This window comes from Proteus sp. ZN5 (genome assembly GCF_011046025.1).
Lineage (GTDB): Bacteria > Pseudomonadota > Gammaproteobacteria > Enterobacterales > Enterobacteriaceae > Proteus.
The window spans coordinates 3,061,660-3,076,982 of record NZ_CP047639.1 but is presented as its reverse complement, the minus strand read 5'-3'; the positions used below and the strand labels follow the sequence as shown (position 1 = coordinate 3,076,982).

Annotated in this window: 16 protein-coding genes; 12 read left to right on the top strand and 4 right to left on the bottom strand. The window is 38.1% G+C overall.

All coding sequences use genetic code 11. The features are described from left to right. Positions 1-2: 2 nt before the first annotated feature. From ihfA to GTK47_RS14170, 12 genes are all read left to right on the top strand, one after another. Positions 3-299, top strand: coding sequence for an integration host factor subunit alpha (gene ihfA, locus GTK47_RS14225; protein ID WP_023582381.1), 297 nt, complete (start codon positions 3-5; stop codon positions 297-299). Between the two features lie 379 nt (positions 300-678). Further along, complete coding sequence (gene btuC, locus GTK47_RS14220; RefSeq protein WP_165124290.1) at positions 679-1,689, top strand: vitamin B12 ABC transporter permease BtuC; 1,011 nt, start codon at positions 679-681, stop codon at positions 1,687-1,689. Position 1,690: 1 nt separating this feature from the next. After that, positions 1,691-2,440, top strand: coding sequence for an ATP-binding cassette domain-containing protein (locus GTK47_RS14215; protein WP_165124287.1), 750 nt, complete (start codon positions 1,691-1,693; stop codon positions 2,438-2,440). A 134-nt stretch (positions 2,441-2,574) separates the two neighbouring features. After that, the gene (arnB, locus tag GTK47_RS14210) at positions 2,575-3,720 is read left to right on the top strand and encodes a UDP-4-amino-4-deoxy-L-arabinose aminotransferase (protein ID WP_165124284.1); all 1,146 of its coding nucleotides are present in this window, start codon (positions 2,575-2,577) and stop codon (positions 3,718-3,720) included. Next, entirely contained in the window at positions 3,721-4,701 is a 981-nt protein-coding gene (gene arnC / locus GTK47_RS14205; protein WP_100158097.1) for an undecaprenyl-phosphate 4-deoxy-4-formamido-L-arabinose transferase, read from the top strand. Beyond that, entirely contained in the window at positions 4,701-6,683 is a 1,983-nt protein-coding gene (gene arnA, locus GTK47_RS14200; protein WP_165124282.1) for a bifunctional UDP-4-amino-4-deoxy-L-arabinose formyltransferase/UDP-glucuronic acid oxidase ArnA, read from the top strand. The genes arnC and arnA overlap by 1 nt, the downstream gene beginning before the upstream one ends. A 9-nt stretch (positions 6,684-6,692) precedes the next feature. Next, complete coding sequence (gene arnD, locus GTK47_RS14195; RefSeq protein WP_165124279.1) at positions 6,693-7,586, top strand: 4-deoxy-4-formamido-L-arabinose-phosphoundecaprenol deformylase; 894 nt, start codon at positions 6,693-6,695, stop codon at positions 7,584-7,586. Positions 7,587-7,593: 7 nt separating this feature from the next. Then, on the top strand, positions 7,594-9,258 hold the full coding sequence (gene arnT / locus GTK47_RS14190) for a lipid IV(A) 4-amino-4-deoxy-L-arabinosyltransferase (protein ID WP_165124276.1): 1,665 nt from the start codon (positions 7,594-7,596) through the stop codon (positions 9,256-9,258). After that, complete coding sequence (gene arnE, locus GTK47_RS14185) at positions 9,258-9,599, top strand: 4-amino-4-deoxy-L-arabinose-phosphoundecaprenol flippase subunit ArnE (protein ID WP_165124273.1); 342 nt, start codon at positions 9,258-9,260, stop codon at positions 9,597-9,599. Before arnT ends, arnE begins: the two co-directional genes overlap by 1 nt. Then, positions 9,596-9,994, top strand: coding sequence for a 4-amino-4-deoxy-L-arabinose-phosphoundecaprenol flippase subunit ArnF (arnF, locus tag GTK47_RS14180; RefSeq protein WP_165124270.1), 399 nt, complete (start codon positions 9,596-9,598; stop codon positions 9,992-9,994). Before arnE ends, arnF begins: the two co-directional genes overlap by 4 nt. A gap of 148 nt (positions 9,995-10,142) precedes the next feature. Next, positions 10,143-10,634 carry an NlpC/P60 family protein gene (locus GTK47_RS14175; protein WP_036937364.1) on the top strand — a complete coding sequence of 164 codons (492 nt, stop codon included), beginning with the start codon at positions 10,143-10,145 and terminating at the stop codon, positions 10,632-10,634. Positions 10,635-10,711: 77 nt separating this feature from the next. After that, complete coding sequence (locus GTK47_RS14170) at positions 10,712-11,731, top strand: lipoate--protein ligase A (protein WP_165124267.1); 1,020 nt, start codon at positions 10,712-10,714, stop codon at positions 11,729-11,731. Positions 11,732-11,818: 87 nt separating this feature from the next. On the opposite strand, the gene GTK47_RS14165 is transcribed toward GTK47_RS14170, so the two are convergent. From GTK47_RS14165 to GTK47_RS14150, 4 genes are all read right to left on the bottom strand, one after another. Then, the gene (locus GTK47_RS14165) at positions 11,819-12,187 is read right to left on the bottom strand and encodes a helix-turn-helix domain-containing protein (RefSeq protein WP_165124265.1); all 369 of its coding nucleotides are present in this window, start codon (positions 12,185-12,187) and stop codon (positions 11,819-11,821) included. A gap of 525 nt (positions 12,188-12,712) precedes the next feature. Further along, positions 12,713-13,507, bottom strand: coding sequence for a heme ABC transporter ATP-binding protein (locus tag GTK47_RS14160; protein WP_161710866.1), 795 nt, complete (start codon positions 13,505-13,507; stop codon positions 12,713-12,715). Continuing rightward, entirely contained in the window at positions 13,504-14,508 is a 1,005-nt protein-coding gene (locus GTK47_RS14155) for an iron ABC transporter permease (RefSeq protein ID WP_165124262.1), read from the bottom strand. The genes GTK47_RS14160 and GTK47_RS14155 overlap by 4 nt, the downstream gene beginning before the upstream one ends. Further along, positions 14,508-15,323, bottom strand: coding sequence for an ABC transporter substrate-binding protein (locus GTK47_RS14150; RefSeq protein WP_165124260.1), 816 nt, complete (start codon positions 15,321-15,323; stop codon positions 14,508-14,510). The genes GTK47_RS14155 and GTK47_RS14150 overlap by 1 nt, the downstream gene beginning before the upstream one ends.

The window sequence follows — 15,323 nt, the reverse complement described above, 5'->3', positions numbered from 1 at the left end:
CTATGGCGCTTACAAAAGCTGAAATGGCAGAAAATCTGTTTGAAAAACTTGGTGTTAGCAAACGCGATGCAAAAGACCTTGTAGAATCCTTTTTTGAGGAAGTGCGTCGTTCTCTTGAAAATGGGGAACAGGTGAAGCTGTCTGGATTCGGAAACTTTGACCTACGTGATAAAAATCAGCGCCCAGGTCGTAATCCGAAAACAGGGGAAGACATTCCTATTACAGCTCGCCGTGTTGTTACTTTCCGCCCAGGACAAAAGTTAAAAAGCCGGGTTGAAAGCGCAACACCAAAAGAATAAGATTTAAAAAACATCCAAAACGGCTTTCTTTGAAAGCCGTTTTTTTCTCATCTTTATCTGTATCTAATTTTGATGATAGCCATATTGGGGTGTTTATATTTATCGATATAGTCTGAATGGATATTTCTATTTGGATGGCATATTTTTATTTTCTAATTATCTTTCCTTTTTATTATCACTTCTTATTTCGACTCTTATTTATCTCTTAGTTATATCAATACTGTGATAGTTAATCCTAGTTTTTTCTTCATTATTAGTGACAAGCTTGTATGTTCTCAAATTAGTTTTTCATCATTGAATGCGAACATGTTATGTTGCTAAAAAAATGACTCTATAAATAAAAACAGTAAGAGCCGTTGTTGCATGGATAAGGAATGAAATGAATAAAGAAGTTAATTCTCTAATTAAATTTACTAAAAAACAACGCATTGACGACAGAAAAAAACTGTTTCTAATGGCATTAGTATTATGTTTTTTATTTGTTTTTTCCCTCTCCGTCGGTGAGATTGCGTTATTTCCACATCAATGGTTAACAGATGCAGCCAATTTATTTGTTTGGCAAATTCGTTTACCAAGAATACTTGCTGTCGTGACTGTTGGTGCCAGCCTAGCAATCGCAGGTGCTATCATGCAGGCTCTATTTCAAAATCCACTCGCAGAGCCCGGATTATTAGGCGTAAGCAGTGGTGCTGGAGTGTGTGTTGTATTACTTATTGTTTTACAAATTGGTTTAAGTCCTTGGTTAATAAGTAGTGCGGCGATATTTGGCGCATTAGGGATCACTCTCTTATTAATGTTTTTTACTCGAATAAGAAAGCTATCTAATGCTCAGCTATTATTAATTGGTGTGGCATTGGGTGTTATGGCGAGTGCGATAATGACTTGGTTGGTTTACTTCAGTTCAGCTTTGGATTTAAGGCAATTAATGTATTGGCTGATGGGGAGTTTTAGCGGTATTGATTGGCGCCATCAAGTCTTATTTTGGGCTCTTATGCCTATCCTCTTGATCCTTATTCTACAAGCTGATGTTCTTAATTATTTATCTCTAGGTTCATTTAGAGCAAAACAATTAGGCATATCCGTTAGTCAATGGCGAAATTGGTTTATTTTAGCCGTTGGACTATTGATAGGGCTGAGTGTCGCTTTAGCGGGCGCTATAAGCTTTGTAGGGCTTGTTGTACCGCATTTATTAAGATTATGTGGGCTAACTCATTATAAAACATTATTACCCGCGTGTGCGCTTTCTGGTGGTGGATTGTTATTACTTGCTGATTTGCTATCTCGCTTGATTTTAAATGGTGCAGAAGTTCCGATAGGTGTGATTACAGCAACGCTTGGTGCACCTTTATTTATCTGGTTATTGGCAACCAAAGAGATGGGGCGTTTATAATATGGCGTTACTTAAACTGAATAATGTAAGTGTTGATGTTCGGCTTAACGCATTTACAGAGCAAGTAAGCTATGGCGAGCGTATCCACTTAATTGGTGCTAATGGCGCAGGAAAAAGTACGCTTTTAATGGCGATTGCAGGAGAGTTTTCGTTTAGTGGCAACATTATTCTAAACGAAACTTCAATAAGACATTATAAATATGATGATCTTTCTAGAATGCAGAGCATTGTTATACAACAATTGGAAGCTTTGTCATTTATGCCTGTTTTTCATTACCTCTCACTATATCATAAATTGTCAAAAATGGATGTTCAGCAACTAAATATGCTGTTAAATGATTTTAAAATTGACAAATTATTGTCAAAAAATATTCATCATTTATCGGGAGGTGAATGGCAGAGGGTCAGAATTGTTGGCGCATTTATCCAGTTATGGTCAAGTTATGATTTAAAAGGGAAATTAATGTTACTTGATGAACCAACTAATAATTTAGATGTCGTACAGTTGGCGATTTTGGACAAGTGGGTTGATAAGTTTTGCCAACAAGGTGGCGCCATTATTATGAGTACACATAATTTGAATCATTCCTATCAAAAAGCAGACAGAGTTTGGCTCATAAAAAATGGATATTTGGTTAATTCTGGTGCATCTGCACTCTTATTAGACGAAAAATTATTATCAACTACATTTAATACAAATATCAAGTGCATCAATGATGTTGATCATATTGATTGGCAGGTTTTACAATAACAATGGCTATTGTTAAGTTTATCCCCAAGTAATTATTAAGGTTTTTTTAATGTTTTCTTAATAAGACGGATGTCGGTGAGCAATAGTTTGTATATAATTGTTTTTTATTCATTCATTAATTAGGCTACATTTTTATGAGTCACTTCCTTCCTTTCTCTCGCCCTGCGATTGGCGATGAAGAAATCAAAGCCGTTGAGGATGTACTGCGTTCAGGTTGGATTACAACAGGCCCTCAAAATCATCAATTAGAGCAAGATTTTTGTGAAAAATTTGGTAGCAAACACGCTATCGCAATTTGCTCTGCCACTGCGGGTATGCATGTTGTTTTAATGGCGATGGGAATTGGCGCTGGTGATGAAGTTATCACACCATCACAAACTTGGGTTTCAACAATGAACATCATTACGTTACTTGGTGCAGAGCCTGTAATGATTGATGTTGACCGTGATACCTTGATGGTGAGTGCAGAAGATGTCAAAAAAGCGATTACACCTAGAACGAAAGCAATTATTCCGGTTCATTATGCTGGTGCACCTTGTGATCTTGATGCCTTAAGAAAAGTGGCACAAGATGCAGGAATTCCTCTGATTGAAGATGCTGCACATGCTATTGGTACTCGCTATAAAAATGAATGGATTGGTGAAAAAGGAACCTCTATTTTCTCTTTCCACGCAATTAAGAACGTAACTTGTGCCGAAGGCGGATTGGTTGTTACTGATAATGACGAATTAGCCAATAGAGTGCGTTGCTTAAAATTCCACGGTTTAGGAGTTGACGCCTTCGATAGACAAATTCAAGGGCGTAAGCCTCAAGCAGAAGTTGTTGAACCGGGTTATAAGTATAACTTATCTGATATTCATGCTGCGATTGCTGTGGTGCAATTAGGGCGTTTAGATGAAATGAATGCTAAACGTGCTGAGTTAGTTGCACTGTATCGTGAAAAGCTCAAAGACTCCCCATTAGAAATGCTGAGTGTCCCTGAATATTCACATTTGCATGCAAATCACCTATTTATGGTGAGAGTCGATAAAAATGCCTGTGGTATCGATCGTGATGCCTTTATGGAGAAATTGAAGCAAAAAGATATTGGTACAGGGCTTCATTTCCGTGCTGCGCATACACAAAAATATTATCGTGAGCGCTATCCTGCTTTATCCCTTCCTCAATCAGAATGGAACTCTGCAACGTTATGCTCGCTGCCGCTGTTTCCTGATATGAGTAATGAAGATGTTATTCGCGTTGTAGATGCGATCAATGAAATTCTTTCGGAGCATATTTAAGTGTCAACATTTGATGAAATCAAGAAAGTATCGGTTGTAATCCCCGTTTATAACGAGGAAGAAAGCCTTCCTCAGCTTTTAGAGCGTACAATTAAGAGCTGTAAACAGTTAAAGCAAGAGTATGAACTGATCCTTGTTGATGATGGTAGCAGTGACAATTCAGCTAAGATGTTAGAAGAAGCGGCTGCAATTGAAGAAAATCACGTTATTGCAATTATTTTAAACCGTAATTACGGTCAACACTCCGCAATTATGGCTGGTTTTAATCAGGCTGATGGTGATCTAGTGATTACATTGGATGCTGATTTACAAAATCCACCTGAAGAGATCCCAAGACTTGTCGCGACGGCCGAAGAAGGGTATGACGTTGTCGGAACTCGCCGTCGTAATCGTCAAGATTCATGGTTTCGTAAAACTGCTTCAAAAATGATCAACTCAATGATCACTAAAGCAACTGGGCGCTCTATGGGTGACTACGGTTGTATGCTTCGTGCTTATCGTCGCCACATTGTTGAAGCAATGTTACAGTGTCACGAAAGAAGTACGTTCATTCCTATTCTTGCGAACACATTCGCTCGTCGTACTATTGAAATCGATGTTGCTCACGCAGAGCGTGAATATGGCGATTCAAAATACAGCTTTTTAAAGCTTATTAATTTAATGTACGACCTATTAACTTGTCTTACCACGGCACCATTACGTTTATTAAGTATTGTCGGCAGTGTTATTGCTGTATCTGGCTTTGTTCTAGCCTTATTGTTGATTATTTTACGTATTATTTTCGGTGCGATGTGGGCTGCTGAAGGTGTATTCACACTTTTTGCAATCTTATTTATGTTTATCGGAGCGCAGTTCGTTGCAATGGGCTTATTAGGTGAGTACATAGGCCGGATTTATAATGATGTAAGAGCGCGTCCTCGGTATTTTATCCAAAAAGTGGTTGGCGTTAATAAACCCAACGAAGATCAGGAAAAAGACTAATGAAAGCAATAGTATTTGCCTATCACGATATTGGCTGTGTTGGTTTAAAAGCACTTGAAAAAGCAGGTTATGATATTCAGGCTGTATTTACCCACACTGACGATCCTAATGAAAATCATTTTTTCTCATCTGTTGCTCGTGTGAGTGCAGAAATGGGATTGACAGTATTTGCACCTGAAAATGTCAATCACCCATTGTGGATTGAACGTATTCGTGAAATGAAACCTGATGTCATTTTTTCTTTCTATTATCGTCACATGTTAAGTGATGAAATCCTGAATTTGGCACCTAAAGGCGCATTTAATTTACACGGCTCTTTATTACCAAAATATCGTGGTCGCGCACCAATTAACTGGGCGATTGTGAATGGTGAAACAGAAACGGGTGTTACTCTGCATAAAATGACAGCGAAAGCTGATGCGGGTGATATCGTAGCTCAAGAAAAAGTTATCATTGCAGATAATGATACCTCTCTAATTTTACATGAAAAAGTAAGAGAAGCTGCTGGTAAGTTACTTTCTAGCGCATTACCACATATTGCATCAGATGATTATTCAACAACTGCACAAGATGAAAGCCAAGCAACTTATTTTGGCCGTCGTTGCGCTGATGATGGTTTAATCGATTGGAATGCAGATGCAAAAACAGTCCACAACTTAGTGCGTGCTGTGACAGAACCCTACCCAGGTGCATTCACTTTCTTAGGTGAACGTAAAATGATTATCTGGCGTTCACGTGCTGTTGCTGATAATCAAGGCAAACGTCCGGGTACTGTTATTTCAACAGAGCCTTTAGTGATTGCGTGCGCGAAGGGTGCGATTGAAGTTGTTACTGGTCAAAGTGAAAATGGTCTTTATGTTCAAGGAAGTCGTTTAGCGGCTGAAATGGGTATTGTGACCGATGTTCGTGTTGGACCAAAAGCAACTGCACAAGTGAAACGTCGCAAACGCGTTCTGATTTTAGGTGTGAATGGCTTTATTGGTAACCATCTAACAGAACGTCTATTAAAAGATGATAACTATGATATCTATGGTATGGATATCGGTTCTTCTGCAATTGAGCGCTTTATTGGAAATCCACGTTTCCACTTTATTGAAGGTGACGTGAGTATTCATACAGAATGGATTGAATACCATATTAAAAAATGTGACGTTATTCTGCCATTAGTTGCTATTGCAACACCAATTGAATATACCCGTAATCCATTACGTGTATTTGAATTAGACTTTGAAGAAAACTTAAAAATTGTACGTTATTGCGTTAAATATAATAAACGTATTATTTTCCCATCCACATCAGAAGTTTATGGTATGTGTGATGATAAAGAATTTGACGAAGATAATTCACGCCTAATTGTTGGTCCAATTAATAAACAACGTTGGATTTACTCTGTATCTAAACAGTTATTAGACCGAGTTATCTGGGCTTATGGTGCCAAAGAAGGTCTGAAATTTACGTTATTCCGTCCATTTAACTGGATGGGGCCTCGTTTAGATAACTTAAATTCAGCGCGTATCGGTAGTTCTCGTGCAATCACACAATTAATTCTGAATTTAGTTGAAGGTTCACCAATTAAATTGGTTGATGGTGGTGAGCAAAAACGTTGTTTCACTGATATCAATGATGGTATTGAAGCTTTATTCCGTATTATTGAAAACCGTGATAACAAATGTGATGGCCAAATCATCAATATCGGTAATCCAACTAACGAAGCAAGTATTCGCGAATTAGCAGAAATGCTGTTAGATTGCTTCGAAAAACATGAGTTACGTGGACATTTCCCTCCATTTGCAGGCTTCAAGAAGATTGAAAGTAGTAGTTACTATGGTAAAGGCTACCAAGATGTTGAACACCGTAAGCCAAGCATTAAAAACGCAGAGCGTTTATTGGATTGGAAACCAAGTATTGAAACTCGCCAAACAGTAGAAGAAACATTAGATTTCTTCTTACGTGGTGCAGTTGAAGAATTAGGCACTAAATAGGAATAAATAATGAAGAAAGTTGGTTTGAGAGTTGATGTGGATACTTATCAAGGAACGAAACAAGGTATTCCACAATTGCTGGATGTATTTGCCAGACATAACATTCATGCCAGCTTCTTCTTTAGTGTCGGGCCAGATAATATGGGGCGCCATTTATGGCGCCTTTTAAAGCCTAAATTTTTATGGAAAATGCTACGATCAAATGCTGCGTCACTATATGGCTTAGATATTTTATTAGCTGGGACAGCATGGCCGGGTAAAAAAATTGCTAAAAATTTAGGTTATTTGATGAAAGAAGCCCAAGATGCGGGGCATGAAGTTGGTTTGCACTCATGGGATCATCAAGGTTGGCAGGCAAAAGTCGGGCGCTGGTCGACAGAAGAATTAATGCAACAAGTTCGTTTAGGTGTTGAAGCACTGGAAAAAGCACTTGAAAACCCTGTAAAATGTTCGGCAGTTGCTGGATGGCGAGCAGATGAACGCGTATTAACAGTTAAAGAAACTTTTCAATTCGATTACAATAGCGATTGTCGAGGAACGCATCCTTTTAGGCCTATTTTAGAAAATGGTTCTATCGGTACGGTGCAAATTCCAGTAACATTACCAACTTATGATGAAGTCGTTGGTACAAAGGTAAAGGATGTAGATTTTAATCAATTTATTATTGATGAAATCAAAAAAGACAGTGGAATACCTGTTTATACTATCCACACCGAAGTTGAAGGAATGTCAAAAGCCGCTCAATTTGAGCAGTTACTGGCAATGATTGCAAATGAAGGCATCGAATTCTGTCCGTTAAGCGATTTATTACCACAAGATAAAGAAACGCTTCCGATGGGTAAAGTTGTTCGATCTGACTTTCCGGGTCGAGAAGGCTGGTTAGGGTGCCAACAAGAGGTCTAACGAAACTATGTTGAATAACCGGGCGAGTAAAATCGGGGCCATCCTCTTGGCTCTTTTTTTTGTTCTTACCTACTTATTTCCATTGAACAGCCGGTTATTATGGCAACCAGATGAAACCCGTTATGCGGAAATTAGCCGTGAAATGGTGGTGAGCGGGAACTGGATTGTTCCTCATATGCTCGATATTCGCTATTTTGAGAAGCCAGTGGCAGGTTATTGGATCAATAATGTTAGCCAATTAATTTTTGGTCACACTAACTTTGCTGTGCGTTTTGGCTCTGTTATTTCCATTCTTTTAAGCACATTACTTGTCTATTTATTGGCAAGAATGATGTGGCGTAACCGCCAAGTCGCTTTTGTTTCTAGTTTAATCTATTTGTCCATGTTCTTAGTGTTTAGCGTAGGCACTTACAGTGTATTAGATCCTATGTTGGCACTTTGGGTTACCGCGAGTATGGTTTGCTGTTTTTGGGCGCTTAAAGCTACCACAGTCAAAACACGAATATTAGCGTGGATAACATTAGGGCTTGCCTGTGGTATGGCATTTATGACCAAAGGATTTCTAGCGTTAGCTATTCCGGTCATTGTCATGATACCTATCACACTGTATCAAAAACAATTTACGCAAATGTTGCTCTATGGTTTACTTGCTGTATTTAGTGCAGCATTAATTAGTTTGCCGTGGGCACTAGCTGTTGCAAAAGCCGAGCCTGATTATTGGCACTACTTCTTCTGGATTGAACACATTAAGCGTTTTTCGGGTGAAGATGCTCAGCATAGCGCTCCATTTTGGTACTATATCCCCGTTGTTTTATTAGGTGTGATCCCTTGGCTTGGATTGCTTCCGGGTGCATTAATGGGGGCTTGGAAGAAAAGACGTAAACGTCCTGAATTATTCTTCTTATTATGCTGGTTTGTGGTTCCGTTCTTATTTTTTAGTATTGCGAAAGGTAAGCTACCGACATATATGCTGCCATTTATGGCTCCGCTAGCAATGCTAATGGCGAAATACGGCGTAGATTGTGCCCGTAAATTTAGAATGAAAGCGCTACGTATTAACGGCTATATTAATATCTTTATTGGTGTTGCTGTTGTTATCGCTATTTTAGTTATCCAGTTAGCCTCTTCAAAACCTATTTATATGCCATATGAATGGTCTAAATGGGTATTAGCTATAGTGGCATTCTCATTATGGGGCATTATTGGTTATCTTTGCTCTACGCTTAATGGAAAACACTGGTTATGGGCGGCGTCTTGTTCACTAGGCGTAAGCTTATGTATCGGCCAAGCAATACCGAATAGCAGCGTAGATAGCAAATTACCTCAAGAGTTTATTCGCCAAAATATAGAGACGTTAAACACAAGCAAATACATTGTGAGTAATAGTGTAGGTATTGGTGCGGGATTAGCGTGGGAATTACAACGTAGTGATATCTATCTTTATGAAAGAACTGGCGAATTAACTTATGGTGTTGAAGAATATCCAGATTCTCAGCATAAATTAATTAAACCTGATAATTTTGCTCAGTGGTTAGAAGAAGCAAGAAAAGAAGGTCGAGTTTCGGTTGTTATTACGTTTAAAGATCCTAAGAAATTAGCACAATTGCCAAGACCTGAAGAGCTGGTGACAAACCATCGAGTTGCTATTTTAACTTATGAGAAGCGTAATTAATGTCATTTGTTTTATTGCTAATCGTGAGCTTTTTGACCTGCATAGGGCAGGTGTGTCAAAAACAAGCGGTGGTTAGCTGGCAAAGTGATTCATTGACAAAAGCCAGAAAAACGATTTTCTGGCTTTTTGTTGCTATTGCAATGCTTGGCTTGGGGATGCTTTTTTGGTTACGACTATTACAAATTCTCCCACTAAGTATTGCTTATCCTATGTTAAGCATTAACTTTATTGTGGTGACATTAATTGGCCAGTTTGTTTATAAAGAGCCTGTTAATGTGAAACATTGGATTGGTATCGCGTCAATTATGGTCGGCATTGTATTGATGAGTATACAAGCATGAAAGGCTATTTATGGGCAATTGGAAGCGCGCTATTAGTGACAGCAGCTCAATTGTTGTTAAAGTTTGGTATGTCTGAACTACCAGAATTACAGTTAGAAAAACAGTGGTTTGATTTCACATGGTTATGGGCGAATATAGAGTCAATTTCTATCGTGTTTGTTGGTCTTGTCGGTTATGTCCTTTCTATGGTTTGCTGGCTGTTCACTTTACGCACCATTCCTTTAAATAAAGCCTATCCGCTGATCAGTTTGAGTTATGTGTTTGTTTATATTCTTGCAGTGGTATTACCGTGGTTTCAAGAAACACCATCATGGACAAAAACAGCGGGTGTAGCATTTATCATGATTGGGGTGTGGCTGATAAGTCAAAAAACGAAAGAGACACAATCACACTAACTTAATGATTATAAATTTATTTTCTGATCCTTGTTGTTAATTGTGCGATTTATTCTACCAATCATCACTCATTCATCTTCAATAACTTGTTTTTGCTTAAAAAAGCAGATAGATTTTAAAATCTATGGTAACAATAATGGTGGATGCAATGAGAAAGTCCGTTTTCTATCCTTTCTTACTCTGTATTATTCTGCTGGCTGGGTGTTCATCTAGCCCGTCGAAGCGTATTCCACCAGCTCCCCCCTTAAAAACACAACTTTCCGATCCTATCATGGTGATAGTGCAATTGAAGTCGCAACTTGAGCAATGGTATGGCACGCCATATAGCTATGGTGGAATGACACCTTCTGGTATTGATTGCTCAGGTTTTGTATATAAAACTTACAGTGATCGCTTTGATATAAAGCTTCCACGAATGACCATTGATCAAACCAAATATGGTACACAAATCAGTAAAAGTGATTTAATGCCAGGTGATTTGGTTTTCTTTAAAACGGGTGGTGGTGAGAATGGGCTTCATGTCGGTATTTATGATACTGATAATACATTTATTCACGCATCAACTAGCAAAGGGGTAACTCGTTCATCCCTTGATAATGTCTATTGGAAAAAGACATTCTGGCAAGCTCGTCGATTGTAGTTTCGTGCCATTTAACAGCCTAATATATTGAGAGTTATGGTATCTTATACCTTATTTTCTTCATATAGGTATTCCTTATGTCAGGCAAATTGCGTCTGTTAATTTCCGAGTCTTATGATCCTTGGTTTAACCTTGCTGTTGAAGAGTGTATTTTTAGACAAATGCCCGCTGATCAACGTGTGCTTTTCCTTTGGCGTAACGATAATACGGTGGTTATTGGTCGAGCGCAGAATCCATGGAAAGAGTGTAATACCCGTAAAATGGATGAAGATGGTGTGAAATTAGCTCGTCGCTCAAGTGGTGGTGGTGCTGTTTTCCATGATCTTGGTAATACCTGTTTTACCTTTATGGCGGGAAAACCGGAGTATAACAAAACAATATCAACTCAAATTATTCTTGATGGATTATTAAAAGCAGGAATTAATGCTACGGCATCAGGACGTAATGATTTAGTGGTTCCTCAAGATGATGGTGAAAGAAAGGTTTCAGGCTCAGCTTATAAAGAGACAAAAGATCGCGGTTTCCATCATGGCACATTATTAATAAATGCTAACTTATCTAGATTAGCTAATTACCTCAATCCAGATCCGAAAAAGCTTCAAGCTAAAGGGATCACTTCTGTACGCTCCCGAGTGGCTAATTTAGTTGAGCTAAAACCAGATATTACCCACGAAAAACTCTGTGAAACTATCACTGAAAGTTTTTTTGAATACTATGGTGAGCGAGTAGAAGCAGAGATTATATCACCACAAAAATTACCTGATTTACCCGGTTTTGAAGAAACATTTGCTAAGCAAAGTAGTTGGGAGTGGAATTTTGGGCAAGCTCCTGCATTTTCACATCTTTTAGATAACCGTTTTAAATGGGGTGGTGTTGAGCTGCATTTTGATATTGAGCGTGGCAATGTTATCAGAAGCCAAATATATACAGACAGTTTAGATCCCGCACCATTAGAAGCATTATCCGAGATGTTGGTAGGGCTGCGTTATACACCAGAGTCTCTAAAAGGGCTTATTGAGCAACTCATTGTGCGTTATCCTAATAATAAAATAGAGCTTAATGAGCTTCAAGAATGGCTTGTTGCAGCGATAGCGTAATTTTTATCAATATTAGAAAATAATGAAAAATAAAAACCAGCTAAAAGAGCTGGTTTTTTTATGAAGAATAATGTGATGTGAAATTGATTAGTGATTTTCACATGACATAAAGTAATGAGTGTCTGGCATTTTGCCATTTTCTCTAAATTTAGCGGGTGTAGTATTGAAATGCTTTTTAAAGATACGTGTAAATGTTGCTTGAGAACTAAAGCCATACATTAAAGCTATATCTAAAATAGACATATCTTTTTCTTGTAATGATTTAGCCGCTTCTAATAAGCGACGTTTACGAACATATTCGCCTAATGTACAACCTTTAAAATCTTTAAAAATGCGTTGCAAGTGCCACTTCGAGTAGCCGCTTTTATTTGCAATTGTATCGATTTTTATACCTTCGTTACGTTGTAACTGGGTTTCTAACCATTTCAGAATATCATTAACGACATTTTCAGCCATAAAACCTCCCACAAAAAATGGTGGGGACACAGTGCCCAAGTAAATAGAATAGTAACGCATGTTATTTATAATCTATTTTAAGCATGGGGAAAATAACAGGTAGGCAAAAAGTGCTCTTCGTGATTGATAATCATTATCACAATGATAGGTTTGGCTTATATAGCTCAAGTAAGGTTCAGTTTTATGAATATTTATGATTAAAAATGTTATTTTGTATGACTTTTACTTTGTTGAATTTATTGATTTATTTTTTTAATTTGATAGCTCTGTTATACCTTTTATTTTTAGCTTTGTTATATTTTTTGTGTGAAATAAAAGCTAATCATTGATTAAGGTGTATTTTAAAGTCAATTTATTTGACTAAAAGTTGAAAAAATAAAATAAGATTTATTAATCAATTGATGTGGTATTTTCTTCACTATTTTATTTTCAATTGATCAGTTTGTTGAGAATAAATTAGCTAAGTCACCCCTTAAAAATAGAGCTAAGAGGTGGCTTAGTAAAAATAACTGTGGCTAACCTTTTTTAAGGACGTAGAAAGACTTGAGGATATAAGTGTTCTGGATGACTATTAACACTTACATCCGCACCATACCATTTTTGAATATTCTCCGTTGTTAGCACACTGTGTGGTGTACCTTCACAAACTAACTTTCCTTGATGCAGCAATAAAATTCTATCAGCATAAAGAGAAGCCAAATTAAGATCATGCAAAACACAACACACCATAAGGTTTTGTGTTTTTGCTAATTGCTTTAATAAACGTAAGCTATGCTGCTGGTGGTAAAGATCAAGTGCAGAGGTCGGCTCATCAAGGAATAAGACAGCTTCTTGTGGCATAGGGTGCCATAATTGCGCTAACACTCTAGCAAGCTGTACACGTTGTTGCTCACCGCCCGATAATTGGCGATAGTCTCTATCCTTAAATTTTAAACAGTCCGTTTGGAGCAGTGCTGTCTCAATTGCAATTTTCTTATGTTGTTGTCCATGAGGCGTTCTTCCCATAGCAACCACTTCTTCTACTGAAAATGAAAATGAAAGCTGACTGTTTTGTCGCATAACAGCGCGGTTTTGCGCTAATTGTTGACTATTCCATTGTGAATAGGTTTTTTGTTTAAAATAACACTGACCTTGCGTTGGTGTTGTATAGCCTGTTAATAAGCGTAATAGCGATGATTTTCCCGCCCCATTGGGACCAATAATGGTAACCAACTCCCCAGCATTAAGTGAAAGTGACACATCATCAATAATGGTCTTATTGCCAATTTGATAAGTTAAATTATTTCCATAGAGCAATGGCGTGTTTTGTTTTTCAATCATGACATTCTTCCTGCGGGTTGTCGTAAGATAAGCCAAAGGAAATAAGGGCCACCAATTAATCCAGTAATGAGTCCAACAGGGATTTCAGCAGGAGATACTAGTGTTCGTGATAATGTGTCAGCGGCGAGTAACAGTGTTGCACCACCCAAAATGGTGGCAGGTAATAACCATATATGATTACTACCAATACGCATGCGAATAAGGTGTGGAACCACAAGTCCAATAAATCCAATAACACCACTCAGTGCAACAGCACAACCAATTAGGATGGCGCTAAGAAGTAACAAAATAAACTTGGTTCTTCTTACATTTAGTCCTAAGTAATGTGCCTCTTCATCACCCAGTTGTAATAGGTTTAATTTATGGCTTTGCCAACATGCCAAAATACTGACGGGAATGATCACAAGAGTAGCAATAGATAAGGTTTTCCAGTCAATCTGGCTTAATGAACCCATCATCCAAAGAGAGAATTGACGTAATTGTTGGTCAGTGCTGATGTAACTTAATACACCAATAAAGGACATACAAAGCGCATTGATAGCAATACCGGCAAGCAATAACCGCGCTAAATTACCATCACTCAATTGATGTAATGAGAAGATAATCATTGCTACAATTAAGCCGCCAACAAAGGCGGCGACAATATGACTGTAGAATGCAAAGGCTGGCGAAAAAGAGAACGGTAGAATAATAACGATGGCAACCATTAGTGCTGCACCGCTACTAATACCCAACAGACCAGGATCAGCTAACGAATTTCTAAATAATCCCTGCATTATCGCGCCGGATATTGCTAAAGCGCCTCCAACAAGAATGGCTAATAATACGCGAGGTAAACGGATATCTAGCCAAATTTGCCATTCCATATCATCAAAAGAGCTATTCCATAATGTATGAAACGAGAGGGCTAATGCTCCGCTATTCACAGAAATTAATGTAACAGTGGTGAGTAAAAAGAGTAAAACTAAAATACTCATCCACGGTGAACGAAAACGAGACATTATTGCTCCAAGGCTTGACGAATTTGATGCATGACTTCGGGTGTTGAAAGGGTAAAGCCTAATAACCCCATGTCATCAACAACAACATAATGCTTATTTTTACCAGCAGGTGTGTATTTTATGCCGGGTAATTCCCATAGTTTCTCAATTCCGCCAATGCCTTTAATACCTTCTTTGGTTACAAGCAAAATATCAGGTTGGCTTGCAATAACACCTTCTTGAGAAAGTGGACGATAGCTTGTAAATCCTTGCATGGCATTTTTACCACCAACCAGTGAAATAATGGTATCTGCGGCAGTATCTTGACCCGCAGCCATTGGAATAACGCCACCATGACTCATGATATAAATGACTTTCTTATCGATAGGAGTGGTTGAAATTTGTTTGATAGAGAGGGCGAGTTTCTCTTTTAGTTGATTGCCTTCTTGTTCTCTATTTAAAACAGTCGCAATAGTGTCTATTTTTTCATTAATGGCTTCTAATGAATGTGTACCTGTAATGGTTTTTACAGCGACTCCGGTTTCTTTAATGCGGCGTAATGCCAAAGAAGGGCGAGCTAATTCGCTGGTAATGATCAATGTTGGTTTGACAGATAAGATCCCTTCAGGGTTTAGCATTCGCATATAACCTACATCAGGAAGTGTTTTCACTTGTTCAGGAACTAAGCTGGTGCTGTCTCTTGCAATAATTTGCTCGCCTGCACCCAATGCGAAAACAATTTCTGTAATATCACCACCAATAGTAACGATACGTTCATTAGCTGAAGTGATGAACGGCATTACACTACACAGGATCAAAAGAAGCCATCTTTTCAT

What these genes read in the sequence shown, in the direction of transcription:
- GTK47_RS14170 (WP_165124267.1), top strand. Translation starts at nt 10,712, where the DNA reads ATGTCAGGCAAATTGCGTCTGTTAATTTCCGAGTCTTATGATCCTTGG.
- arnT (WP_165124276.1), top strand. Translation starts at nt 7,594, where the DNA reads ATGTTGAATAACCGGGCGAGTAAAATCGGGGCCATCCTCTTGGCTCTT.
- GTK47_RS14155 (WP_165124262.1), bottom strand. Translation starts at nt 14,508, where the DNA reads ATGTCTCGTTTTCGTTCACCGTGGATGAGTATTTTAGTTTTACTCTTT.
- arnA (WP_165124282.1), top strand. Translation starts at nt 4,701, where the DNA reads ATGAAAGCAATAGTATTTGCCTATCACGATATTGGCTGTGTTGGTTTA.
- GTK47_RS14215 (WP_165124287.1), top strand. Translation starts at nt 1,691, where the DNA reads ATGGCGTTACTTAAACTGAATAATGTAAGTGTTGATGTTCGGCTTAAC.
- arnB (WP_165124284.1), top strand. Translation starts at nt 2,575, where the DNA reads ATGAGTCACTTCCTTCCTTTCTCTCGCCCTGCGATTGGCGATGAAGAA.
- arnE (WP_165124273.1), top strand. Translation starts at nt 9,258, where the DNA reads ATGTCATTTGTTTTATTGCTAATCGTGAGCTTTTTGACCTGCATAGGG.
- arnF (WP_165124270.1), top strand. Translation starts at nt 9,596, where the DNA reads ATGAAAGGCTATTTATGGGCAATTGGAAGCGCGCTATTAGTGACAGCA.
- GTK47_RS14150 (WP_165124260.1), bottom strand. Translation starts at nt 15,323, where the DNA reads ATGAAAAGATGGCTTCTTTTGATCCTGTGTAGTGTAATGCCGTTCATC.
- arnD (WP_165124279.1), top strand. Translation starts at nt 6,693, where the DNA reads ATGAAGAAAGTTGGTTTGAGAGTTGATGTGGATACTTATCAAGGAACG.
- ihfA (WP_023582381.1), top strand. Translation starts at nt 3, where the DNA reads ATGGCGCTTACAAAAGCTGAAATGGCAGAAAATCTGTTTGAAAAACTT.
- btuC (WP_165124290.1), top strand. Translation starts at nt 679, where the DNA reads ATGAATAAAGAAGTTAATTCTCTAATTAAATTTACTAAAAAACAACGC.
- GTK47_RS14160 (WP_161710866.1), bottom strand. Translation starts at nt 13,507, where the DNA reads ATGATTGAAAAACAAAACACGCCATTGCTCTATGGAAATAATTTAACT.
- GTK47_RS14165 (WP_165124265.1), bottom strand. Translation starts at nt 12,187, where the DNA reads ATGGCTGAAAATGTCGTTAATGATATTCTGAAATGGTTAGAAACCCAG.
- GTK47_RS14175 (WP_036937364.1), top strand. Translation starts at nt 10,143, where the DNA reads ATGAGAAAGTCCGTTTTCTATCCTTTCTTACTCTGTATTATTCTGCTG.